Below are 22,153 nucleotides of genomic sequence, written 5' to 3' on the forward strand. Positions count from 1 at the left end.
TATAATCATTCAAGTTTCGCGTGTGAGTTTGAAATGTATCCAGCTAAAGCTGAGGCCTTTGGATGTTTCGTGGGGAGCCCATGGCTCGAGATGAGCGTTAGTGAATGAGAGCGGTCATGGGGCACAAAACATCGTCAGGCGAGGGTTTTAGTTGTAATCATGCCACTTGCGAAAGTTGACTAATAATAACACAAATCGATGGGAAAATTTCTTTTTAAGGTTATAGTGACAATAACTATTGCGATGGCGAGTGTTGTGACGGCATCGGCGCAGCGCTACACGCTGGAAAGCCTGTTGGGTGGTGAATTTACACCCCGCGGTATAAGGGAGATGGTGTCGTCGCAAGACGGGACGCATTTTTACCAGGCCGATCCGCAACACACGGCGGTGATTAAATATGCATACGCTACCGGCGAAGCGGTCGACACCCTGTTTAATACACGTAGGGCGCGGAACTGCGCTTTTGACAGCTTTCAGGGTTTTTTGGTAAGTCCCGATGAAACCCGGGTGCTGGTGTATCGGGATCGGGAACAGGTATATCGCCACTCTTTCCGTGCCGACTATTACTATCATGACGTACGCCGCAACATGGTCAGGAGGCTCTCGGAGCATCCCTCCAAACAAATGATCCCCACTTTCTCTCCCGACGGCAAAATGGTGGCATATGTGATAGAGAATGATATCTGGCTCACAAAGTTCGACTTCGATACCGAATCGCGGGTGACAAGAGACGGAGAGACGAACAAAGTGATGAATGGAGCGACCGACTGGGTGTATGAGGAGGAGTTCGGCACAACCCGGCTGATGGAGTTTTCGCCAGATAATCGTCTGTTGGCCTTTGTGCGTACTGACGAGTCGGCGGTGAAGGAATTCTCTTTCCAGACTTTTAATAAACAGTTGTATCCCGATTTTTATCGATTTAAATATCCCAAGGCGGGAGAAACCAATTCCACAGTAGAGTGCCGGGTATTCGACATAGAGGCGCGTACCACTCGCACTTTGGATGTGCCCCTGGAGGAAAGCGGTTATATACCCAGGATAAAGTTCACTCACGATCCCGGTCAACTGGCGGTGATGACACTCAACAGGGATCAAAACCGATTCGACATGTATTTTACAAGTCCCCGCTCCACCGTCTCTAAACTGGTGTTGAGGGAAGAAAGCAACTATTATGTCGATTCGGAGTGGCTCAATTCGATCCATTTCTTAAAAGACCGTTTTACTTACGTGTCTGAGAAAGATGGTTATAGTCATATTTATATTTACGGCCTCTCGGGTACGTTGCAAAAACAACTGACGGTTGGTAACTACGACGTGACGGCACTTCTGGCTGTGGATGAGCAAACCGAAACGGTTTTCTATGAGGCAGCCGATGAGTCGCCTATAAGACGCAACATATATAAGGTGAATATCAATAAGGGACAACCACAGAAATTGTCACAGCAGCCGGGATATAACAGCGCCTCCTTCAGCGGGCAGGGTAAGTATTTTGTGAACCGCTGGTCGGATGCCGAAACGCCTACGGTGATTGCCTTATACGATGGAAACGGAAAGCAATTGCGGGTATTGGAAGACAACCAGTCAGTCCGTGCCAAGGTGGCTTCCGCCCAATTCCCCCGGAGAGAATATATTACCGTGACTGCAGCCGACGGTATAACCCGCCTGAACGGATGGATATTGAAACCCTATAATTTTGATCCCACCCGGAAATACCCGGTAGTGATGATCCAGTATAGTGGTCCCAATTCACAACAAGTCCTGGACCGGTATAATGCCGACTGGTATTACGCGTTGCTCAACGAAGGCGTTGTGGTGGCTTGTGTCGACGGGCGTGGGACAGGCGCGCGGGGTGAAGCATTCCGTAAGAGTACCTATATGAACTTGGGTGTGAAGGAGTCGGACGATCAGATTGCCGCGGCCCGTCACCTCGCCTCATTGCCTTATATTGATGGAAAGGGTGTCGGTATCTGGGGATGGAGCTATGGAGGATATAACGTCCTGATGAGTATGAGCCGTGGAAACGGTATCTTCAAAGCTGGGGTGGCCATAGCACCGGTAACCGACTATCGCTTTTATGATTCCATCTATACCGAGCGGTTTATGCGTACACCACAGCAGAACAACCAGGGATACGATAATGGATCGCCCATTGCCCTTGCGGGCCGATTGGAAGGCAACTTGTTACTGATACACGGTACGGCCGACGATAATGTGCATTTCCAGAACTCCGTTGAATATGCGCGTGTGTTGATCGAAGCGGGCAAACATTTCGACATGTTCTTCTTTCCTGATAAGGACCATTTTATCAGAGGCGAAAATACAAGGAAATATCTTTATGAAAAGGTGATCGATCATTTCAAACGGAATCTGCGATAAATTCCACCTCCTTTTCTAAGAAACTGTTTTGAATTTTACGAGTAATTATTTCACGCTTATTTTTCCACTCTTTCATCTTGGTTTTTTGCCCTTTTTCGCGCCTTTGAACTTTCATTTCTTTTAAGTGGCCCGCCACATTTCAATCAATGAAAACCAAATCCATCAAAAAATGGCTGAAAAACGATGGATGAAAAAAATCAAAACAGCTTCTTAATTTTCAGCGATTTGTTGCCGGATGGTTCATCACTATCTCAATAATGACGATGAAACAATCGTCAATGCTATGATTTGTTGCCGGATGGTTCATCACTATCCGGTAACGTTTTTAAGTCTAAACAAAAAAGCCGTTTTATTGTTATTAAAAGGAGTATTGCGAGAAAGGGTGTGTGAGATAGGCGTTATTTATCAAGGAATTTTGCGGGTTGATTTTATCTTTTGTAGCGTGCCAAAACCTGCAAAAGATGGTTCGGTTTATGGTTCATTATGCAGAGAATATTAAAGAATCCGGCATTCGGACTTATGTCGATGTTCATTTTTTCAATCCTCGTGTTGTATGCGGACTCCCGTATTGCGACAGGAGTCGCGTTGGCATTGTCTGTGGCGGGATACATCGCGGTGAAGAAGTATAGCCGGCTTATCTATGATATTTCCATTATTACATTTGCCATTGCGCTGTTGTTTTCTTTTACCGTTTTCCCGAAATTACCGGTATTTAACCGGTTTGCGATTGTGGAAATCATTTTTGTGATATCCCTTATCGTTATGCGACTTTCCAGAGGGAAAATCCTTACCCGGGTAGCCAAAGGTCGTAACCCGATGTTGAAGAATTACCTGAAAGAGTCACTGAGAGTGGCTTTCCAGGCGCAATACGGATTATCGATCCATCTTCTCCTGGTGCTGGCATTTTACCTGTTTGATGCCGCGGAGATCCGCTTCGTGAGTAGTGTGGCTATGGTGGTGGTGTGCCAGGTTATAATGCTGATGATTATGATCATGGAGACTGCCAGGTTGTATATCTTAGATAAAAAATTGTTTCAGGAAGAGTGGTTGCCTGTGGTGACGGAAAAGGGAGATGTGACCGGAAAAGTGGCGAAATCGATCACCAAAGGCCTGAAGAATAAATTCATGCATCCGGTGGTTCGCGTGGCGTTGATCTACAAAGGAAGAATTTACCTCCAGGCGCGGGATCAGGATCGGCTGTTGAATCCCGGAAAGCTCGATTATCCCTTTGAGAAATATATGCAGTTCAACCACGAAGTGGATGAAACTTTGCGGAACAGTATCAGAAGAGAATGCGGCGGTAATGATATCCCTCTGCGTTTTTTGTTGAAATACACATTTGAAAATGAAGTAACCAAACGCCTTGTATTTCTCTATGTGTCCGTTATTGAAGATGAAGCGGTTTTCAACAGCCTGCGCCTGCAAGGAGGAAAATTATGGACAACTTCGCAGATTGAAGATAATATGGGTACCGAAATTTTCTCCGAGTGTTTCGAATTGGAATATGAATACCTGAAAAACACGGTGCTGCTGGCACACCAATTCTTGAATAACAGTAAGCAAGAGTAGTCGTGGTGATAACTCACTTATGAACAGTGTGATATGGCTTCAAGCGGTGAGGATTGTCATTGCGCCTGTAAAATATTTCACCCTGGAGTGTAACTTTTTGGTTCCTCACCCGTCATTATACAATGAACATTGATTCTTTCCATACCGTCATCCTTCCCCTGAAGGACAAACTCTTCAGGCTTGCATATGGCATTGTAAGAGAACAGGCCGAAGCCGAAGATATTTTGCAGGATGTGCTCCTGAAACTATGGAGTAAACGGGCCGAATGGAGTTATATAGAGAATCTTGAAGCTTACTGTTTCAGGGTCACCAAGAATACGGCGCTCGACAGGTTGGCCTCCATGGCTGTCCGAAAAACCGGGGTGATCGATCCCGAAAAGGAGAATCTGGTTTTCGTTGATAACCGTTCTCCCCACAACGAAATGGTGAGAAAAGAGCAGCGCTCGGCCATAGATCACTGCATCGAGACGCTTTCGGAAAATCAACGGTTGGTTTTCACACTTAGGGAAATCGAAGGGATGAGTTACCGGGAGATAGCTGAAGCGCTCGCTATCAGTGAGGATCTGGTGAAAATAAGCCTTCACAGGGCAAGACAAAAAATGAAAGAAATGTTATCGGCATATCACAAAGATGGATACTGAAAAGTTACATAAGCTATTGGAAAAATACTGGAGTTGCGAAACATCGGTGCGGGAAGAGAAAGAGTTACAATTTTTTTTCTCCGAGGGCAATGTGCCTGAAGAACTTCGGCAGTACATTCCGCTTTTCTCCTATATAAGAGACGAGCAATCGATCACATTGAGCGACGACTTCAGTGAAAGATTGCAGAATGCCATCGAGGCGGAAGCAAAGCAGCGGTATGTCACTATTCGTATTTTTAAACCCCTGTTGCGTATCGCGGTCTCAGTTTTACTTGTGGTGGGGATGGGAATAAGTTTCTACTTTATTTCGAAGCAGGATAACCGGCCGCACTTTGTGGAAACATTCGAAGATCCCAATGCGGCGATGCGGCAGGCCACTTATGCCCTGGAAAAATTATCGCACGCGTTGCGCAAAAGCGAAACAGTATCGATGGAAACGATTCATTTCATCGATGATCTGGATATTGATTGGACTGCCATCGACTCGTTAAACAATAACAATCCCGTTGAAACGGATAGTGTAAAATCAGAAAGGTAAATAATGTATGAGAATAGCCATGGTGATGTTGTTTTCCCTCCTTCTCCCGACTGCCCTCCTGGCCGATAATTTCGTGTCGGTATTCATGGAGAGATGCGCTGAGGAGGAGAGACTGTTAAACAATGTGAACATCGGTAAGGCGATGCTTGACAGAATGGCGGCCAACACCGATGATGAGGAGTTAAAGAATACGTTCAAAGAGTTGAACAGCATTCGTATAATAAGCTCCGACAATGTAGAGGATTCTAAATACTACTTTAAGAAAGCAAATGAACTGATCAAAGAATCATTCAGGGATTATGAGGAAGTTGTCTCGCTCAGCGAAATTGGATCGAAAATCTCTGTTTGGGTGAAGAGGCAGGGTGAGGAAAAACAGGATCTTATCCTCATTTTACTCGACAGTGACAGAAAACTCTCTATCATTACGGTTTCAGGAAAGATCAATTTCGATTCCATATCCAAACTGTCAGGATCGCTCCGGGACGGACAGCAATTGCCCTGACGGTCAGACCATTGGTGGAATGGGCGAAGAATCACTCAAAAAATGTTCCTGTTTTTAAACATACATTAGTGGTCTTTTTAAAATAACTTTTTTCTTTTTTATATTTAAACGATGAGCAGGCAGCCGAGCGTGAGTTTAGCTGCCTGTTGCTATATACCCCTTTGCCGGTAAAAAGGGAGGCCGAAAAAATGATCCGATTTTTTCAAAAACATAGAGAAACACTTGCACATCTGATTGATTATTTGTAATTTTGTGCCGTTTTTCATGTGAAGGAAATGGTTATTGAATGATAATCAGGGTGTTAATATTTTATCCATAGCGTGAAAGATAAGTGAGACAGTTAATTATTAAAAAACTGAAAAAGATAAAAGAAAGCAGAAGATGCCTACAATTCAACAATTAGTAAGAAAAGGACGTGCCACCCTTACGGAGAAAAGCAAATCGCCCGCTTTGGACTCATGTCCGCAACGTCGCGGCGTTTGTGTGAGAGTGTATACCACCACTCCGAAGAAGCCGAATTCAGCAATGAGAAAGGTGGCTCGCGTGCGTTTGACCAACTCGAAGGAAGTGAACGCGTACATCCCGGGAGAAGGACACAACCTGCAGGAGCACTCTATCGTGCTGGTGCGTGGAGGACGTGTGAAGGACCTTCCGGGGGTGCGTTATCACATTGTGCGTGGCACTTTGGATACTGCCGGGGTAAGCGGCCGTACCCAGAGGAGATCGAAATACGGGGCAAAACGGCCTAAACCCGGCGCCAAACCCGCGGTAGCAGGTAAGAAAAAATAATTAAAAATGTGGAATCGCTGTTGAATTTTTGGAATACGCTATTTTATGAAGGGTTGAGTAAATAAATTCGGAGGAATTTGTTGAAGACTTTGCAAAGGCAACCAAACAACACAAATTTTTTAAGCAATGAGAAAAACTAAACCTAAAAAAAGACAGGTCCTTCCTGATCCTGTGTATGGTGATATAAGGGTGACAAAGTTTGTTAACCACCTTATGTATGACGGTAAGAAAAGTATCTCTTATGATATTTTCTATTCCGCATTGGATACAGTAAAGGCTAAATTGCCTAACGAGGAAAAACCGGCTCTCGAGATTTGGAAAGCCGCGCTCGATAATATAACCCCCCAAGTGGAAGTAAAGTCACGCCGTGTGGGCGGAGCTACATTCCAGGTTCCCACTGAAATCAGGCCGGATAGAAAAGAATCCGTGTCAATGAAAAACCTCATTCTTTATGCTCGCAAAAGAGGAGGAAAGACAATGGCTGACAAGTTGGCTGCCGAAATTGTGGATGCTTACAACAGCCAGGGCGGTGCTTACAAACGCAAAGAAGATATGCACAGAATGGCAGAGGCGAACCGTGCTTTTGCCCATTTCAGATTTTAATTTAGATAGAAGGTAAAAAAGATGGCTAAGGGTTCAAAAGAAGCATTACAATTCACTCGTAACATTGGTATCATGGCTCACATCGATGCCGGCAAGACTACCACCTCCGAGCGTATCCTGTTTTATACGGGATTGACGCATAAGATCGGGGAGGTGCATGACGGTGCCGCGACCATGGACTGGATGGAGCAGGAGCAGGAGCGCGGCATCACCATTACTTCTGCTGCTACCACCACGAGCTGGAAATATGACGACAAAACATATAAAATCAATCTGATTGACACCCCGGGACACGTCGACTTCACCGTAGAGGTGGAACGTTCGTTGCGCGTGCTCGACGGGGCGGTTGCTGCCTTTTGCGCCGTAGGCGGCGTGGAACCGCAGTCGGAGACAGTGTGGCGTCAGGCAGACAAATATAAGGTGCCCCGTGTGGGTTACGTCAACAAGATGGACCGTTCGGGCGCTAATTTCTTCGACGTGGTACGTCAGGTAAAAGAGATGTTGGGTGCCACGGCGTGTCCCATCCAGATACCTATCGGAGCCGAAGAGACTTTCAAGGGAGTGGTTGACCTGGTCACCATGAAAGCGCTCTACTGGCACGATGAAACTATGGGAGCCGACTACGATGTGGTGGATATTCCCGCCGATTTGCTGGATGAAGCCAACGAATGGCGCGAGAAGATGCTTGAAACCATTGCAGAGTGCGACGACCAGTTGATGGAGAAATACTTCGACGATCCTTCCACCATTACAGAAGATGAGATCAGGGCGGCCATCCGTAAAGGCACGCTGGCAATGCAGATCAATCCCATGATTTGCGGATCATCCTTCAAGAACAAGGGGGTACAGACACTGCTCGATGCTGTTTGTGCTTACCTGCCCAGCCCCATCGATACAGAAGCTATCACCGGTTCCGATCCGAGAGATCCGGACAAAGAACTGGTACGCCATCCCGACCCGTCGGAACCGATGTGTGCTTTGGCATTCAAGATTGCCACAGACCCCTATGTGGGCCGTCTCTGCTTCTTCCGCGTTTATTCGGGGGAACTCGATGCCGGTTCATATGTCTATAACACCCGTTCCGGCAAGAAAGAGCGTATCTCACGTCTCTTCCAGATGCATTCCAACAAACAGAATCCCAAGGACTTTATCGGAACCGGAGATATCGGAGCTGGTGTGGGGTTCAAAGATATCCGCACCGGAGATACCCTTTGCGACGAAAATCACCCCATTATCCTGGAAGCGATCGATTTTCCGGATCCGGTGATCGGTATCGCGGTGGAACCCAAAACCCAAAAGGATTTGGATAAACTCTCCACCGGGCTGGCTAAGCTGGCGGAAGAAGATCCCACCTTCACTGTGAAAACCGATGAAGATACGGGACAGACCGTGATCTCAGGGATGGGTGAGCTCCACTTGGAGATCATCATCGACCGTTTGAAACGTGAGTTCAAGGTAGAAGCCAACCAGGGGCGTCCGCAGGTCTCTTACAAGGAAGCCATCACCAAACCGGTCGAATTGCGTGAAACCTACAAGAAACAGACCGGTGGCCGGGGTAAATACGCCGATATGATCGTGCGTGTGGAACCGGTCGACAAGGATTTCGAAGGCGAGTTACAGTTTGTCGATGAGGTGAAGGGTGGTAACATCCCGAAAGAATATATCCCCTCTATCCAGAAAGGGTTCCAGCGTGCAATGAAAAACGGTGTGCTCGCCGGTTACGCGTTGGATAAACTGAAAGTGACGGTGATCGACGGTTCGTACCACCCGGTGGACTCCGACCAGCTCTCGTTCGAGATCTGTGCTATGCAGGCTTTCAAGTCAGCAGCGGAAAAAGCGGGTCCGGTATTGCTCGAGCCGATCATGAAAGTGGAGGTGGTGACTCCCGAAGAAAGCATGGGAGATGTGATCTCCGACCTGAACAAGCGTCGCGGACAAGTGGAAGGAATGGAATCGAACCGTTCCGGAGCACGTGTGGTGAAAGCCAAAACGCCGCTCTCTGAAATGTTCGGTTACGTAACCTCTTTACGTACCATCACCTCGGGACGTGCCACGTCTACCATGTCGTTCTCCCATTTCGAAGAAGTCTCTTCTTCCATCGCAAGACAGGTGTTGACGGAAGTGAAAGGCCGTGTGGATTTGATTAAGTAATTTATTGAACGGTTTCGTGAAGCTAAATGGGCAGAGGACAAACTTGTTTCGACTATGCCATGGCGAGAAAACGACTAATGTAATTGAAAATATTTTATGAGCCAAAAAATCAGAATTAAACTGAAATCTTACGATTACAGCCTGGTGGACAAATCCGCCGAAAAGATCGTAAAAACCGTAAAAGCTACGGGTGCAGTGGTGAGTGGTCCAATTCCGTTGCCGACGCACAAGCGTATTTTTACTGTGAACCGCTCCACGTTCGTAAACAAGAAATCGCGTGAGCAGTTCGAACTGGCCTCTTTCAAGAGACTCATCGATATTTACAGCTCCACGGCTAAAACCGTGGATGCCCTGATGAAGCTTGAGTTACCCAGTGGTGTGGAAGTAGAGATTAAAGTATGATAAAATAGACACAAGACAAAAGAACTAAGAGCCAAGACGAAAGAAGGAAGATATAAATCTTGCATCTAGCTTGAATCTTGCATCTTGGTTCTTGAATCTAAAATTAAAAAAACGAGAGAAATGCCAGGATTATTAGGAAGAAAAATCGGAATGACATCCGTTTTCAGTGCCGAGGGGAAAAATATCCCATGCACTGTTATCGAAGCAGGTCCTTGCGTGGTGACTCAGGTGAAGACCGTTGAAAAAGACGGTTATGATGCTATTCAGCTGGGGTTTGAAGACAAGAAAGACAAGCATACCCCCAACGCTGAGAAAGGGCATTTCAAGAAAGCCGGAGTAAGCCCCAAGAGACACTTGGCCGAGTTCAAAGGTTTTGGAAACGAGTACAAAGCCGGATCCGAGATCAAAGTAGATCTTTTCAATGATACCGTTTATGTAGACGTGATCGGGAAATCGAAAGGCAAAGGATTCCAGGGAGTCGTCAAACGCCACGGTTTCGGTGGTGTGGGCCAGTCGACTCACGGCCAGCACAACAGGTTACGCGCCCCCGGGTCAATCGGGGCATGTTCTTATCCCGCGAAAGTATTCAAGGGAACCCGTATGGCCGGACAGATGGGTAACGAACGGGTGACCGTTCAGAACCTGCAGGTAATCAAAGTAATTCCCGAACACAATCTTTTGCTCATAAAAGGTTCTATCCCGGGAAGTAAAGGTTCAATCGTAGCAATAGAGAAATAAGATGGAATTAAGCGTATATAATATCAAAGGAGAGGTAACGGACAAGAAGGTGACACTCGACGATTCCATTTTCGGGATTGAACCCAATGATCATGTTATCTGGTTGGATGTAAAGCAATACATGGCCAACCGGCGTCAGGGTACGCATAAGTCGAAAGAGAGAAGCGAAATTACAGGAAGCACACGTAAACTAATCCGTCAGAAGGGGAGCGGCGGGGCACGCCGCGGTGATGTCAAATCGCCCCTGCTGGTGGGTGGAGGCCGCGTGTTTGGTCCCAAACCACGCGATTACAGCTTCAAGGTAAACAAAAAAGTGAAGGCATTGGCGCGTAAATCGGCCCTTTCACTGAAAGCGAAAAACAACGCCATTGTGGTGGTGGAGGATTTTGCTTTCGATACCCCTAAGACCAAGCAGTTTGTAGAGTTGACAAAAAATCTGCAACTCGCTGATAAAAAGCTACTTTTCGTTTTGCCGAATCAAAATAAAAATGTATATTTGTCGGCTCGAAATTTGAGCGGTATCAATGTGATAACAGCCTCTGACATAAATACATATAAAATTATGGATTGCGCCAGTCTGGTGATGATGGAGTCATCGGTAGCTGTAATTGATAACCTGTTTAAAGCATAAGGAGAATAGAGATGAGTGTAATAGTAAAACCCATATTCACAGAGAAACAAACCGCATTGACGGATAAATTCGAAAACCGTTACGGTTTTATTGTGGAGCCTTCTGCTAATAAGGTTGAAATTAAAAATGCCGTTGAAGCGCTTTACAACGTACACGTGGAAAGCGTGAATACGATGAGGTATGATGGTAAGTTGAGGAGCCGCTATACAAAGTCAGGCGTTGTGCAGGGACGTACTCCGTCGTACAAAAAAGCAATCGTCACCTTGAAGAAAGGTGAAACAATCGATTTATTCAGCAATATATAAAAGGAATGGCAATACGTAAATTAAAGCCCACAACACCGGGGCAAAGACACAAGATTATCGGTTCATTTGAAAAGATCACTGCAAGTGTGCCGGAGAAATCTCTTGTGGTTGGTAAGAGAGCGTCGGGCGGCCGCAATAACCAGGGTAAGATGACCGTGGGGTATATTGGTGGCGGACACAAGAGGCGTTTCAGGATTATCGACTTCAAGAGAACAAAAGATGGTATCCCCGCCGTAGTAAAAAGCATAGAGTACGATCCCAACCGTTCGGCACGCATCGCGTTGCTCTATTATGCCGACGGAGTGAAAACGTATATCCTCGCGCCCAACGGCCTTGAAGTAGGGACCTCAGTGATGTCGGGGCCGTCAGCGGCTCCTGAAGTGGGAAATGCGCTTCCCTTGTCGGTGATTCCCATCGGTACGGTAATTCATAACATTGAATTGCGTCCGGGACAAGGGGCAAAGATGGCACGCTCTGCCGGGACATTTGCTCAATTGGTATCTCGTGAAGAGAATTACGCCATTATCAAAATGCCTTCCGGCGAAGTTCGCAAAATTTTGTCGGCATGCAAAGCTACTATTGGAAGTGTTGGTAATTCGGACCATGCTCTGGAACAATCAGGTAAAGCCGGTCGTTCTCGTTGGCTCGGACGTCGTCCCCGCACCCGCGGTGTGGTGAAAAACCCGGTCGACCACCCGATGGGTGGTGGCGAAGGTCGCGCGTCGGGAGGCCATCCCAGATCAGCCAAAGGCTTATATTCAAAGGGCTTGAAAACAAGAGCGCCTAAAAAACATTCTTCGAAATACATCGTAGAGAGAAGAAAAAAGAAGTAATCTGATTAATTAATAAACAACTATGAGCAGATCATTAAAGAAGGGCCCGTATATCAATCTGAAATTAGAGAAAAAAGTGAACGCCATGAATGAGAGCGGTAAGAAAACCGTCATCAAGACCTGGGCGCGCGCTTCGATGATATCACCTGATTTTGTGGGACACACCATTGCCGTACACAACGGGAACAAATTCATTCCTGTGTATATCACGGAAAATATGGTGGGACATAAGCTTGGCGAATTTGCTGTGACCCGCACGTTCCGCGGCCATGCAGGCAACCGCAAGAAATAAGATCGGGGCGCTTAACGAAATAAAAAACAGAAAAAGAGATGAGTGCTAGAAAAAGAATATCAGCCGAACAAAGAAAACAAGAGCGTAAAGAGGTTTCTTTCGCGGTGTTGAGGAACGTTCCCAGCTCGCCCCGTAAAATGCGTTATGTGGCAGATATGGTGCGCGGAATGGAAGTGTTTAAGGCACTGGGCGTTTTGAAATTCTCCAACAAAGAGGCATCGGCCAAGGTTGAGAAACTGTTGCTCTCGGCCATCGCTAACTGGGAACAGAAGAACGAACGTAAAGCCGAAACCGGCGAACTTTATATTAAGACCATATCCGTGGATGAAGGCGCCACGCTGAAGAGACTTCGTCCTGCACCGCAGGGACGCGGATACAGGATTCGCAAACGCTCCAATCACGTGACGATTGTGGTAGATACATTCAAGAAAGAAGAACAAGAACAAAACTAAGAAGATGGGACAAAAAGTAAATCCGATAGCAAATCGTTTGGGGATCATCAAGGGATGGGACTCTAACTGGTACGGCGGAAATAATTATGGCGATATTTTGCTGGAAGATAGCAAGATCCGTCAATATTTGAACACCCGTCTCGCCAAAGCAAGTGTATCCCGCATCGTGATTGAGAGGACGTTGAAACTGGTCACGATCACAATTTGCACGGCCCGCCCCGGTATCATTATCGGTAAAGGAGGCCAGGAAGTCGACAAATTGAAGGAGGAATTGATGAAGATCACCGATAAAGATATCCAGATCAATATATTTGAGATCAAGAAACCTGAACTCGACGCGGTAATCGTTGCCAACAACGTGGCGCGCCAGATCGAAGGCAAGATCGCTTACCGCCGTGCCGTGAAGATGGCCATCGCTTCCACCATGCGTATGGGAGCCGAAGGGATCAAAATTCAGGTGTCGGGCCGGTTGAATGGAGCTGAAATGGCCCGTTCGGAAATGTACAAGGAAGGAAGAACTCCTCTCCACACTTTCCGCGCCGACATCGATTATGCACAGGCCGAAGCGCTCACCAAGGTGGGACTGATCGGGATTAAAGTATGGATCTGCCGTGGTGAAATATATGGCAAGAAAGACCTCGCGCCTTCATTCGCCACTTCCAAGGAGAACCGCCCCAATGGCGGTGGTAACCGTGGCGGCAACCGTCCCGAGGGAGGCGGCAGGGGCGGCAGGCGCAGAAGAAATAAAAACAATGCTTAATTGAAGAAAATATGTTACAGCCAAAGAAAACAAAATTCAGAAGACAGCAGAAAGGCCGCATGAAAGGCAATGCCGGACGGGGCAACCAGCTGGCGTTTGGCTCTTTCGGGATAAAATCACTGCAATCGAAATGGATTACCGGACGCCAGATTGAAGCCGCGCGTATCGCTGTGACGCGTTATATGCAGCGTCAGGGACAGGTTTGGGTACGTATTTTCCCCGATAAGCCTATCACCAAAAAGCCTGCCGAAGTGCGTATGGGTAAAGGTAAAGGTAATCCTGAAGGATACGTGGCGCCTGTTACTCCCGGAAGAATCCTCTTTGAAATAGAAGGTGTTCCTTTCGAAGTGGCAAAGGAGGCTTTGCGTTTAGCGGCTCAGAAATTGCCGGTTACCACTAAATTTGTGGTGAGAAGAGATTATAATTATGAGCAAAAATCGTAAGCCGAGATGAAGAAACTAGAAGAATTAAAAGAATTATCCGATAAAGACCTGAAGGAAAGGTTGGATGCTGAAGTGATCGCGCTCACGCAGTTGCGGGTCAGCCACGCCATTACTCCTCTCGACAATTCAGGCTCGTTAAAGGAGAAGCGCAGGAACATTGCCCGTATCCATACCGAGTTGCGTGCAAGAGAGTTGAAAAATGATCAATAAATGAGAGAATGGAAACGAGAAATTTAAGGAAAGAAAGAATCGGGGTCGTTTTCAGCAACAAGATGGATAAAACCGTCACTGTTGCTGTAAAATGGAAAGAGAAACACCCTATATATGGGAAGTTCGTTAATAAAACGAAGAAATTTCACGCCCATGACGAGAAGAACGACTGTAACATCGGTGATACGGTCCGTATAATGGAAACCCGTCCTTTGAGCAAAACAAAGAGATGGAGAGTGGTTGAAGTAATGGAAAGGGCTAAGTAAGATGATACAACAAGAATCAAGATTAACAGTAACCGACAACAGCGGAGCCAAAGAAGCGCTCTGTATCCGTGTGCTGGGTGGTACCCGAAGACGTTATGCATCGGTGGGGGATGTGATTGTTGTAGCTATCAAGAGCACAATCCCTTCGAGTGATATTAAGAAAGGCGCTGTATCAAAAGCGATCATCGTTCGTACGAAGAAAGAGATACGTCGTGCCGACGGCTCATATATCCGCTTCGACGACAATGCCTGCGTTCTTTTGAACAATGCCGGTGAGTTGAGGGCCAGCCGTATTTTCGGCCCGGTTGCCCGCGAGTTGCGCGCGACGAACATGAAGATCGTTTCCTTGGCTCCCGAAGTATTATAATCTATTAATCAATCACAGGCAATGAGTAAATTACATATAAAGAAAGGCGATACGGTTTACGTCAACTCCGGCGATGACAAAGGAAAGACCGGCCGCGTGCTTGAGGTCCTGGTCAAAAAGAACCGCGCCGTGGTGGAGGGAGTAAACATGGTGTCGAAACATACCAAACCCAACGCCCAGAATCCGAACGGAGGGATTGAGAAGAAAGAGGCATCGGTGCACATCTCAAACCTGAACCCGCTAGATCCTAAAACCGGTAAACCTACCCGCGTTGGACGGAAAGAAAACAGTAAAGGCAAATTGGTTCGTTACGCTAAAAAATCTGGGGAGGAGATTAAATGAGTACTACAACATACGAAGTAAGCTTAAAGAAAGATTATAAAGAGCGTATTGTCCCCGCGCTGGTGAAAGAATTCAACTACACCTCCGTGATGCAGGCTCCCAGACTGGAGAAGATAGTAATCAACCAAGGATTGGGAATCGCAGTGGCCGACAAGAAGATCATCGAAACGGCTATCAACGAACTGACCGCCATTACCGGACAGAAAGCGGTAGCCACTGTGTCCCGTAAAGACATCTCGAATTTCAAGCTGCGTAAAAAAATGCCTATCGGCGTGCGGGTAACCCTGCGTCACGATAAGATGTACGAATTCCTCGAAAGACTGGTGCGTGTGGCATTGCCCCGTATCCGTGACTTCAAAGGGATCGACGCCAAACTCGACGGAAGAGGTAATTACACGTTGGGTATCCAGGAGCAAATCATCTTCCCGGAAATCAACATCGACAATATTACCCGTTTACTGGGCATGAATATTACATTCGTCACCAGTGCTGCTACCGACGAGGAGGGATATGCCCTTCTCAGAGAATTCGGATTACCGTTTAAAAATGCACAAAAATCGCAATAAGCCATGTGAACATAGGGCAAGTTTACTTGAACGCTTTCGATAAGCGGGCAGACAGCCAAAACAAGTTTTGGCTATGCCGAGCGCGGAAGACAACTCAATTTACTTGAACTGTACCATAGCCGAGCGATTCACTAAATGAATTTGAAAAAAATCAATAGATAATGGCAAAAGAATCAATGAAAGCCCGAGAGGTGAAGAGAGCCAAAATGGTTGCCCGTTATGCCGAGAAAAGAGAGAAATATCTGGCAGAGGGTAACTACGAAGCGCTTCAATCCATACCAAAGAATGCCTCACCGGTACGTTTGCACAACCGATGCAAGATCACCGGACGCCCCAAAGGATATATGCGCCAGTTTGGCATCTCACGTATCCAGTTCCGCGAAATGGCATCCAAAGGATTAATACCAGGGGTGAAGAAAGCGAGTTGGTAGACTAATGTGCCAATGTGACTAATGTGACTAATGTGCCAATGGGAGTAATGTGGATAATTAAAACAATGAAGTTTAAATTTCACGATATCACGACTTTAAATTGGTAATTAGTAATTGGTGATGAAGCGAAGCGAGTAACTAAATATTGTCCCGGCGGTCGGGATCAATTTAAATTTTTATATATGACAGATCCAATAGCAGATTATTTGACGCGGCTAAGAAATGCCATCATGGCAAAGCACAGAGTGGTGGAAATACCCGCGTCAAATTTAAAGAAAGATATCACTAAGATACTTTTCGAAAAGGGGTACATACTGAACTATAAGTTCGTGGAGGACGGCCCCCAGGGCAGCATCATGATTGCTTTGAAATACGATCCGGTAAACAAGGTGAATGCAATCAAGAAACTTGAACGCGTTTCAACTCCCGGTTTGCGTAAATACGTGGGATATAAGGATATGCCGCGCGTGCTCAACGGTTTGGGTATCGCCATACTGTCAACTTCAAATGGAGTGATGACCGATAAAGAAGCCCGCGAACAGAAAGTGGGCGGAGAAGTTCTATGTTTCGTTTATTAATTTGAGGGAGAGAGAGTATGTCTAGAATAGGAAAATTACCCATCACGCTTCCCGCGGGAGTTGCGGTGACCATTGGAGATGATAATGTGATTACGCTGAAAGGCCCCAAAGGGGAACTGAGTCAGCCTGTGAGTGGGAACATGAAGATCGAATTGAATGATGGCGTGCTGACCATTGAACGTCCTGACGACGAGAAAGAAAGCCGCTCATTGCACGGTCTCTACCGCTCTTTATTGAATAACATGGTGATTGGTGTTTCGGAAGGTTTCCGTAAGGAACTGGAACTAGTGGGTGTTGGTTATCGTGTATCCAACAACGGTCAGCTGCTGGAGTTGTCATTGGGATATACGCACAGCATCTTCCTGCAACTGCCCAATGAAATCAAGGTGGAAACCAAAATGGAAAGGAACAAGAATCCGCTTATTATACTGGAATCCTGTGATAAACAATTACTGGGTCAGGTATGCGCCAAGATCCGTTCATTCCGCAAACCGGAACCTTACAAAGGCAAGGGTGTTCGTTTTGTGGGTGAACAGGTACGTCGTAAATCAGGTAAGACGGCATCCAAATAACATGTAAACTGAATTCACTATGTTGACAAAGAACGAAAGAAGATTAAAGATAAAGACCCGTGTACGGGGTAAAGTACACGGAACCCCCGAGAGACCCCGCCTCTCGGTATTCAGAAGCAATAAACAGATCTATGCCCAGGTCATCGACGACACCACCGGCAAGACCTTGGCTTCAGCCTCTTCTCTGAAACTGGAAGAAAAACTTCCCAAGAAAGAGATCGCGGCCAAAGTGGGCGAACTGATTGCCCAGAATGCGAGGGAAGCGGGAGTGGAGCAGGTGACTTTCGACAGGAACGGTTACCTCTATCACGGACGTATTAAAGAATTGGCAGATGCAGCCCGTAAAGGCGGACTTAAATTTTAACGATCATGGCAGGAGTAATAAATAAAGTAAAATCGACCAACGATATTGAACTGAAAGACCGTTTAGTGGCGATCAACCGTACCACCAAAGTAACAAAAGGTGGACGTACCTTCACGTTTGCCGCGATGGTAGTTGTAGGAAACGAAGACGGCATCATTGGCTGGGGTTTGGGTAAAGCAGGTGAAGTCACTACGGCCATCGCCAAAGGTGTGGAGGCTGCCAAGAAAAACCTGATCAAGGTTCCGGTGTATAAAGGAACGATACCGCATGAACAGATTGCGCGCTACGGAGGCGCGGAAGTCTTCCTCAAACCGGCTGTTACCGGTACCGGGGTAAAGGCGGGGGGTGCCATGCGTGCCGTGCTTGAGAGTGTGGGCGTCACTGACGTGTTGGCGAAGTCGAAAGGATCGTCCAACCCCCACAACCTCGTGAAAGCAACCATCGCCGCGTTGACAGAGTTGAGGGATCCCATCACGGTGGCCCAGAACAGGGGGGTGAGTTTGGAAAAAGTGTTTAACGGATAAAAACGATCTGAAATGGCTACAATAAAAATTAAACAGACAAAGAGCAGAATCGGAGCTCCTAAAGATCAGAAAAAAACGTTGGACGCTCTGGGACTTACCAAAATGCAACGTGTGGTGGAGCATGAAGATACTCCTTCCATCAGAGGACTTGTACGCAAGGTACAGCACCTGGTAACGATTGTGGAGTAGTTTTGGCAATAGACAACGGATCGTTGACAATTGTCAATGGTAATCAGTAATCAGTAATTAGTATTTTTTTAAGACAATATACAATGGATTTATCGAATTTAAAACCGGCTGAAGGTGCCACCAAAACCCGCAAACGGATTGGCCGCGGCCCCGGATCGGGAAAAGGAGGGACTTCTACCAAAGGACATAAAGGGCAGAAATCAAGATCGGGTTATTCAAAGAAAGTCGGTTTCGAAGGGGGACAGATGCCTTTACAGCGTCGCTTACCCAAATTCGGATTCAAACCCCTGAAAAGAGTGGAATACAAAGCCATCAATCTGGAGACATTGCAGAAACTGGCTGAGGCCAAAAAACTCACCCAAATCAATCCTGAAGTGTTGGTGGAAGCCGGGCTTATTTCCCGCAAGCATTCAGTGAAGATTCTCGGCAAAGGCACCTTGTCAGCCAAACTCGAAGTGTCGGCGCACGCCTTTTCCAAAACGGCCGAGGAAGCCATTGCTTCAGCAGGTGGAACCGCAGTAAAACTCTAATGAAATGGGATTCGTACAAACAATAAAGAATATATGGAAGATAGAAGACCTTAGAAAAAGGCTTATTATCACCATAGGTTTTGTCGCCATTTACCGGTTCGGCTCGTTCGTCGTGCTGCCTGGAATCAACCCCGAACAGCTTGTGGCCTTGCAGGCGAATGCCAGCACCGGGCTGTTGAGCCTTCTCGACATGTTCTCCGGAGGAGCCTTTGCCAACGCGTCGATCTTCGCACTGGGAATCATGCCCTATATTTCCGCGTCCATTGTGATGCAGTTGCTGGGTATTGCCGTCCCCGCGTTCCAGAAGATGCAGCGTGAAGGGGAGAGCGGACGTACTAAAATAAACCAGTACACCCGTTATCTTACGGTGTTGATCCTGCTCGTGCAGGGACCGGCTTATCTCTATGGAGCCGTGGGCAGCGCCATTCCCGGTGGTTTCTGGGACTGGGTATTGCCTTCCACGGTAATCCTCGCCGGTGGTAGCATGTTTGTGCTGTGGCTGGGAGAACGTATCACCGACAAAGGAGTGGGAAACGGTATCTCGTTTATCATTCTTATCGGGATCATCGCCCGTTTGCCCCATGCCCTGGTGGCAGAATATGACCGGTTGATCGACGCCCCGGGAGGATTGATCCTGCTCTTGCTCGAATTGTTGTTCCTCGTTGCCGTTACCGCCGCTGCTATTATGCTGGTGCAGGGTGTCAGAAAAGTCCCCGTGCAATACGCAAAACGTGTTGTGGGTAACAGGCAATATGGAGGCGTAAGACAATATATCCCGCTGAAAGTGAATGCGGCAAACGTGATGCCTATCATTTTCGCCCAGGCGATCATGTTTATCCCCATTACCCTTGCCCGGTTCACCGCACGTGAAGGGGGGGGATTCCTGGCTTCACTGATGGATTTCACCAGTTTCTGGTATAACTTCATCTTTGCAATGCTGATCATCGCTTTCACCTATTTCTATACGGCAATCACGGTGAATCCGGTACAGATGGCGGAAGACCTGAAACGCAACAATGGTTTTATACCGGGAGTGAAGCCGGGAAAAAGGACGGCTGAATATATCGACACAATCATGTCGAGAATTACACTGCCCGGATCGTTTTTCCTGGCCATAGTCGCCATTTTACCCGCTTTTGCCGGGTTAATGGGGATCAACTCCCAGTTTGCCCAGTTCTTCGGAGGCACATCCCTGCTGATCCTCGTGGGTGTGGTACTCGATACCTTGCAACAGATCGAAAGCCACCTCTTGATGCGCCATTATGACGGTTTCCTGAAATCGGGAGCCAAAATTAAAGGGCGGACAGGATCAATAGCTGCTTACTAAGATCAAGAATTACCTGAATAGATGAACAGTAGAGTGATCATATTGAAGACCGACGAAGAGATCGAATTTATGCGTGAGGCGAACCGGCTGGTGGGCATGACTCTGGGAGAGTTGTCGAAGCATATCCGGCCGGGAATCACCACGTTGGAGCTCGACCGCATCGGGGAGGAATTCATCAGGGATCATGGCGCTGTCCCGACCTTTCTGGGTTATGGGGGGTTTCCCAATTCACTCTGTACCTCCGTGAATGAGAATGTGGTGCATGGAATTCCCAATAACAAGCCGTTGCAGGAGGGAGATATCATATCGATCGATTGCGGCACCAAATTGCGTGGTTTTTGTGGCGATTCAGCCTATACTTTCTGCGTGGGCGAGGTGAGCCAAGAAGTGAAAATGCTTCTCCGTATAACCAAAGAATCGCTCTACAAGGGTATTGAGCAGGCAAAGGAAGGAAACAGAATCGGGGATATTGGGTCGGCTGTCCAGACTTGGTGCGAAAAACACGGTTACTCCGTGGTGCGCGAGCTGGTCGGTCATGGGATCGGCAGGGAGATGCATGAAGCGCCGGAAGTCCCCAACTACGGACGGCGTGGAATTGGCCCGCTCATCAGGAACGGCATGTGCATTGCTATCGAACCGATGGTCAATATGGGTGGCAAGAAGGTGGTTTTTGAAAATGACGGATGGACGGTGCGCACCAAAGACCGTAAGCCATCGGCCCATTTCGAACATACTGTTGCTATCCGTAACGGTAAGGCCGATATCTTGTCGACATTTGAATTTATTCAGGAAAATAATTAAAACGGAGTATTTGATTCATGGCTAAACAAGCAGCAATAGAACAGGACGGAACAATTATCGAAGCATTGTCAAATGCGATGTTCCGTGTAGAACTGGAAAACGGACATGAAATAACCGCCCATATCTCCGGCAAGATGCGGATGCACTACATACGCATTCTACCCGGTGACAGGGTGAGAGTGGAAATGTCTCCTTACGATCTCTCCAAAGGAAGAATCTCGTTCAGGTATAAATGATTGACCGGGGAATACCGGGTGACTTGAAGACCGGGGAGACCGCGAGATTTGGTGGCCCGCGGGAGAGCAAGACCAGGTGACGGGGAGAATGAATGACTGAGGAGACGGGGTGATAACGGTGAAAGGCGTCTTTAACAGTGAAAAATGCGTAATTTCGCCCTTTAAACCTGAAACAGTGTGAAAAAAGAATAAAAATATAGATAATTTTCTGATCTTTGTAGTTGCGGTTGGGGAGAGGAACCCTCGGGAACCGGAAAGATCTGAAAGATAAACAGATTTAATCGTATGAAGGTAAGAGCATCATTAAAAAAACGTACGGCCGACTGCAAAATAGTAAGAAGAAAAGGTCGTTTGTATATTATCAACAAGAAGAATCCCAAGTTCAAGCAACGTCAGGGATAAGAAGGTAATAATCAAAATAACTATAAAGTAATATATGGCAATAAGAATTGTAGGTGTCGATCTGCCGCAAAATAAAAGGGGTGAAGTAGCGCTCACGTATATCTACGGCATTGGCCGCAGCGCAGCTAACACCATTCTGACAAAAGCAGAAGTTGACAAGAACATCAAAGTGAAAGACTGGACTGATGATCAGGCAGCCCGTATCCGTGAGATTATTTCCACTGAATTCAAAGTGGAGGGAGATCTTCGTTCCGAAGTACAGCTGAATATCAAACGACTGATGGATATTGGTTGCTATCGCGGTATTCGCCACCGTATCGGTTTACCCGTGCGCGGACAAAGTACCAAGAATAATGCCCGTACCCGTAAAGGAAGAAAGAAAACCGTTGCTAACAAGAAAAAAGCTACTAAATAACAGATAGG

Annotated in this window: 34 protein-coding genes; all 34 read left to right on the forward strand. The window is 46.9% G+C overall.

What is annotated here, in order from left to right:
* The first annotated feature begins 198 nt into the window (after positions 1-198).
* The 34 genes from D7D25_RS02160 (at position 199) to rpsM (ending at position 22,145) form a co-directional block, all read left to right on the forward strand.
* A complete protein-coding gene (locus D7D25_RS02160; protein WP_255417142.1) occupies positions 199-2,376 on the forward strand; it encodes a S9 family peptidase in 2,178 nt (725 codons plus the stop codon).
* Between the two features lie 483 nt (positions 2,377-2,859).
* Entirely contained in the window at positions 2,860-3,945 is a 1,086-nt protein-coding gene (locus D7D25_RS02165; RefSeq protein WP_122967285.1) for a hypothetical protein, read from the forward strand.
* A gap of 122 nt (positions 3,946-4,067) precedes the next feature.
* Positions 4,068-4,586 carry an RNA polymerase sigma factor gene (locus D7D25_RS02170; RefSeq protein WP_122967286.1) on the forward strand — a complete coding sequence of 173 codons (519 nt, stop codon included), beginning with the start codon at positions 4,068-4,070 and terminating at the stop codon, positions 4,584-4,586.
* Positions 4,576-5,124, forward strand: coding sequence for a hypothetical protein (locus D7D25_RS02175; protein WP_122967287.1), 549 nt, complete (start codon positions 4,576-4,578; stop codon positions 5,122-5,124). Before D7D25_RS02170 ends, D7D25_RS02175 begins: the two co-directional genes overlap by 11 nt.
* A gap of 7 nt (positions 5,125-5,131) precedes the next feature.
* A complete protein-coding gene (locus D7D25_RS02180) occupies positions 5,132-5,626 on the forward strand; it encodes a DUF4252 domain-containing protein (protein WP_122967288.1) in 495 nt (164 codons plus the stop codon).
* A gap of 381 nt (positions 5,627-6,007) precedes the next feature.
* A complete protein-coding gene (gene rpsL, locus D7D25_RS02185) occupies positions 6,008-6,415 on the forward strand; it encodes a 30S ribosomal protein S12 (RefSeq protein WP_122967289.1) in 408 nt (135 codons plus the stop codon).
* A 126-nt stretch (positions 6,416-6,541) separates the two neighbouring features.
* Positions 6,542-7,018, forward strand: a complete 477-nt coding sequence (rpsG, locus tag D7D25_RS02190) for a 30S ribosomal protein S7 (protein WP_122967290.1) — start codon at positions 6,542-6,544, stop codon at positions 7,016-7,018.
* A 21-nt stretch (positions 7,019-7,039) separates the two neighbouring features.
* Positions 7,040-9,169 carry an elongation factor G gene (fusA, locus tag D7D25_RS02195; RefSeq protein ID WP_122967291.1) on the forward strand — a complete coding sequence of 710 codons (2,130 nt, stop codon included), beginning with the start codon at positions 7,040-7,042 and terminating at the stop codon, positions 9,167-9,169.
* A 96-nt stretch (positions 9,170-9,265) separates the two neighbouring features.
* Positions 9,266-9,571 (forward strand): 30S ribosomal protein S10, encoded by a 306-nt coding sequence (rpsJ, locus tag D7D25_RS02200; protein ID WP_019541341.1) that lies wholly within the window; start codon positions 9,266-9,268, stop codon positions 9,569-9,571.
* Positions 9,572-9,691: 120 nt separating this feature from the next.
* Positions 9,692-10,309 (forward strand): 50S ribosomal protein L3, encoded by a 618-nt coding sequence (gene rplC, locus D7D25_RS02205; RefSeq protein WP_019541340.1) that lies wholly within the window; start codon positions 9,692-9,694, stop codon positions 10,307-10,309.
* Between the two features lies 1 nt (position 10,310).
* Entirely contained in the window at positions 10,311-10,940 is a 630-nt protein-coding gene (gene rplD, locus D7D25_RS02210; RefSeq protein ID WP_122967292.1) for a 50S ribosomal protein L4, read from the forward strand.
* An 11-nt stretch (positions 10,941-10,951) separates the two neighbouring features.
* Entirely contained in the window at positions 10,952-11,245 is a 294-nt protein-coding gene (gene rplW / locus D7D25_RS02215) for a 50S ribosomal protein L23 (protein WP_122967293.1), read from the forward strand.
* A gap of 5 nt (positions 11,246-11,250) precedes the next feature.
* Positions 11,251-12,078 (forward strand): 50S ribosomal protein L2, encoded by an 828-nt coding sequence (gene rplB / locus D7D25_RS02220; protein ID WP_122967294.1) that lies wholly within the window; start codon positions 11,251-11,253, stop codon positions 12,076-12,078.
* A 22-nt stretch (positions 12,079-12,100) separates the two neighbouring features.
* A complete protein-coding gene (gene rpsS / locus D7D25_RS02225; protein WP_019541336.1) occupies positions 12,101-12,370 on the forward strand; it encodes a 30S ribosomal protein S19 in 270 nt (89 codons plus the stop codon).
* 38 nt (positions 12,371-12,408) lie between these two features.
* Positions 12,409-12,822 (forward strand): 50S ribosomal protein L22, encoded by a 414-nt coding sequence (gene rplV, locus D7D25_RS02230; protein ID WP_122967295.1) that lies wholly within the window; start codon positions 12,409-12,411, stop codon positions 12,820-12,822.
* Positions 12,823-12,826: 4 nt separating this feature from the next.
* On the forward strand, positions 12,827-13,582 hold the full coding sequence (gene rpsC, locus D7D25_RS02235) for a 30S ribosomal protein S3 (protein ID WP_122967296.1): 756 nt from the start codon (positions 12,827-12,829) through the stop codon (positions 13,580-13,582).
* An 11-nt stretch (positions 13,583-13,593) separates the two neighbouring features.
* Positions 13,594-14,025: a 50S ribosomal protein L16 gene (rplP, locus tag D7D25_RS02240; RefSeq protein WP_019541333.1), complete on the forward strand. Its 432-nt coding sequence runs from the start codon at positions 13,594-13,596 to the stop codon at positions 14,023-14,025.
* A gap of 6 nt (positions 14,026-14,031) precedes the next feature.
* Entirely contained in the window at positions 14,032-14,235 is a 204-nt protein-coding gene (gene rpmC / locus D7D25_RS02245) for a 50S ribosomal protein L29 (protein WP_122967297.1), read from the forward strand.
* Positions 14,236-14,243: 8 nt separating this feature from the next.
* Positions 14,244-14,501 carry a 30S ribosomal protein S17 gene (gene rpsQ / locus D7D25_RS02250; RefSeq protein ID WP_019541331.1) on the forward strand — a complete coding sequence of 86 codons (258 nt, stop codon included), beginning with the start codon at positions 14,244-14,246 and terminating at the stop codon, positions 14,499-14,501.
* A gap of 1 nt (position 14,502) precedes the next feature.
* Positions 14,503-14,868, forward strand: coding sequence for a 50S ribosomal protein L14 (gene rplN, locus D7D25_RS02255; protein WP_122967298.1), 366 nt, complete (start codon positions 14,503-14,505; stop codon positions 14,866-14,868).
* Between the two features lie 21 nt (positions 14,869-14,889).
* Positions 14,890-15,210 (forward strand): 50S ribosomal protein L24, encoded by a 321-nt coding sequence (gene rplX / locus D7D25_RS02260; RefSeq protein WP_122967299.1) that lies wholly within the window; start codon positions 14,890-14,892, stop codon positions 15,208-15,210.
* Positions 15,207-15,776 carry a 50S ribosomal protein L5 gene (gene rplE, locus D7D25_RS02265; RefSeq protein WP_122967300.1) on the forward strand — a complete coding sequence of 190 codons (570 nt, stop codon included), beginning with the start codon at positions 15,207-15,209 and terminating at the stop codon, positions 15,774-15,776. The genes rplX and rplE overlap by 4 nt, the downstream gene beginning before the upstream one ends.
* Before the next feature lie 161 nt (positions 15,777-15,937).
* Entirely contained in the window at positions 15,938-16,207 is a 270-nt protein-coding gene (gene rpsN / locus D7D25_RS02270) for a 30S ribosomal protein S14 (RefSeq protein ID WP_122967301.1), read from the forward strand.
* Positions 16,208-16,389: 182 nt separating this feature from the next.
* Positions 16,390-16,785, forward strand: coding sequence for a 30S ribosomal protein S8 (gene rpsH, locus D7D25_RS02275; protein ID WP_026327665.1), 396 nt, complete (start codon positions 16,390-16,392; stop codon positions 16,783-16,785).
* Positions 16,786-16,802: 17 nt separating this feature from the next.
* A complete protein-coding gene (gene rplF / locus D7D25_RS02280; RefSeq protein WP_122967302.1) occupies positions 16,803-17,357 on the forward strand; it encodes a 50S ribosomal protein L6 in 555 nt (184 codons plus the stop codon).
* A gap of 19 nt (positions 17,358-17,376) precedes the next feature.
* The gene (gene rplR, locus D7D25_RS02285) at positions 17,377-17,721 is read left to right on the forward strand and encodes a 50S ribosomal protein L18 (RefSeq protein ID WP_019541324.1); all 345 of its coding nucleotides are present in this window, start codon (positions 17,377-17,379) and stop codon (positions 17,719-17,721) included.
* A 5-nt stretch (positions 17,722-17,726) separates the two neighbouring features.
* Positions 17,727-18,245 (forward strand): 30S ribosomal protein S5, encoded by a 519-nt coding sequence (rpsE, locus tag D7D25_RS02290; RefSeq protein ID WP_122967303.1) that lies wholly within the window; start codon positions 17,727-17,729, stop codon positions 18,243-18,245.
* 12 nt (positions 18,246-18,257) lie between these two features.
* Positions 18,258-18,434, forward strand: a complete 177-nt coding sequence (gene rpmD, locus D7D25_RS02295; protein ID WP_122967304.1) for a 50S ribosomal protein L30 — start codon at positions 18,258-18,260, stop codon at positions 18,432-18,434.
* An 83-nt stretch (positions 18,435-18,517) separates the two neighbouring features.
* Positions 18,518-18,964, forward strand: coding sequence for a 50S ribosomal protein L15 (gene rplO, locus D7D25_RS02300; RefSeq protein WP_122967305.1), 447 nt, complete (start codon positions 18,518-18,520; stop codon positions 18,962-18,964).
* 4 nt (positions 18,965-18,968) lie between these two features.
* On the forward strand, positions 18,969-20,291 hold the full coding sequence (secY, locus tag D7D25_RS02305; RefSeq protein WP_122967306.1) for a preprotein translocase subunit SecY: 1,323 nt from the start codon (positions 18,969-18,971) through the stop codon (positions 20,289-20,291).
* Positions 20,292-20,324: 33 nt separating this feature from the next.
* Positions 20,325-21,092: a type I methionyl aminopeptidase gene (gene map / locus D7D25_RS02310; protein ID WP_122967378.1), complete on the forward strand. Its 768-nt coding sequence runs from the start codon at positions 20,325-20,327 to the stop codon at positions 21,090-21,092.
* A gap of 17 nt (positions 21,093-21,109) precedes the next feature.
* Positions 21,110-21,328, forward strand: a complete 219-nt coding sequence (gene infA, locus D7D25_RS02315; protein WP_019541318.1) for a translation initiation factor IF-1 — start codon at positions 21,110-21,112, stop codon at positions 21,326-21,328.
* 285 nt (positions 21,329-21,613) lie between these two features.
* Positions 21,614-21,730 (forward strand): type B 50S ribosomal protein L36, encoded by a 117-nt coding sequence (gene ykgO, locus D7D25_RS02320; protein WP_076929107.1) that lies wholly within the window; start codon positions 21,614-21,616, stop codon positions 21,728-21,730.
* A 34-nt stretch (positions 21,731-21,764) separates the two neighbouring features.
* A complete protein-coding gene (gene rpsM, locus D7D25_RS02325; RefSeq protein WP_019541317.1) occupies positions 21,765-22,145 on the forward strand; it encodes a 30S ribosomal protein S13 in 381 nt (126 codons plus the stop codon).
* Positions 22,146-22,153: the final 8 nt, after the last annotated feature.

Source organism: Proteiniphilum sp. X52, from assembly GCF_003712195.1.
GTDB lineage: Bacteria > Bacteroidota > Bacteroidia > Bacteroidales > Dysgonomonadaceae > Proteiniphilum.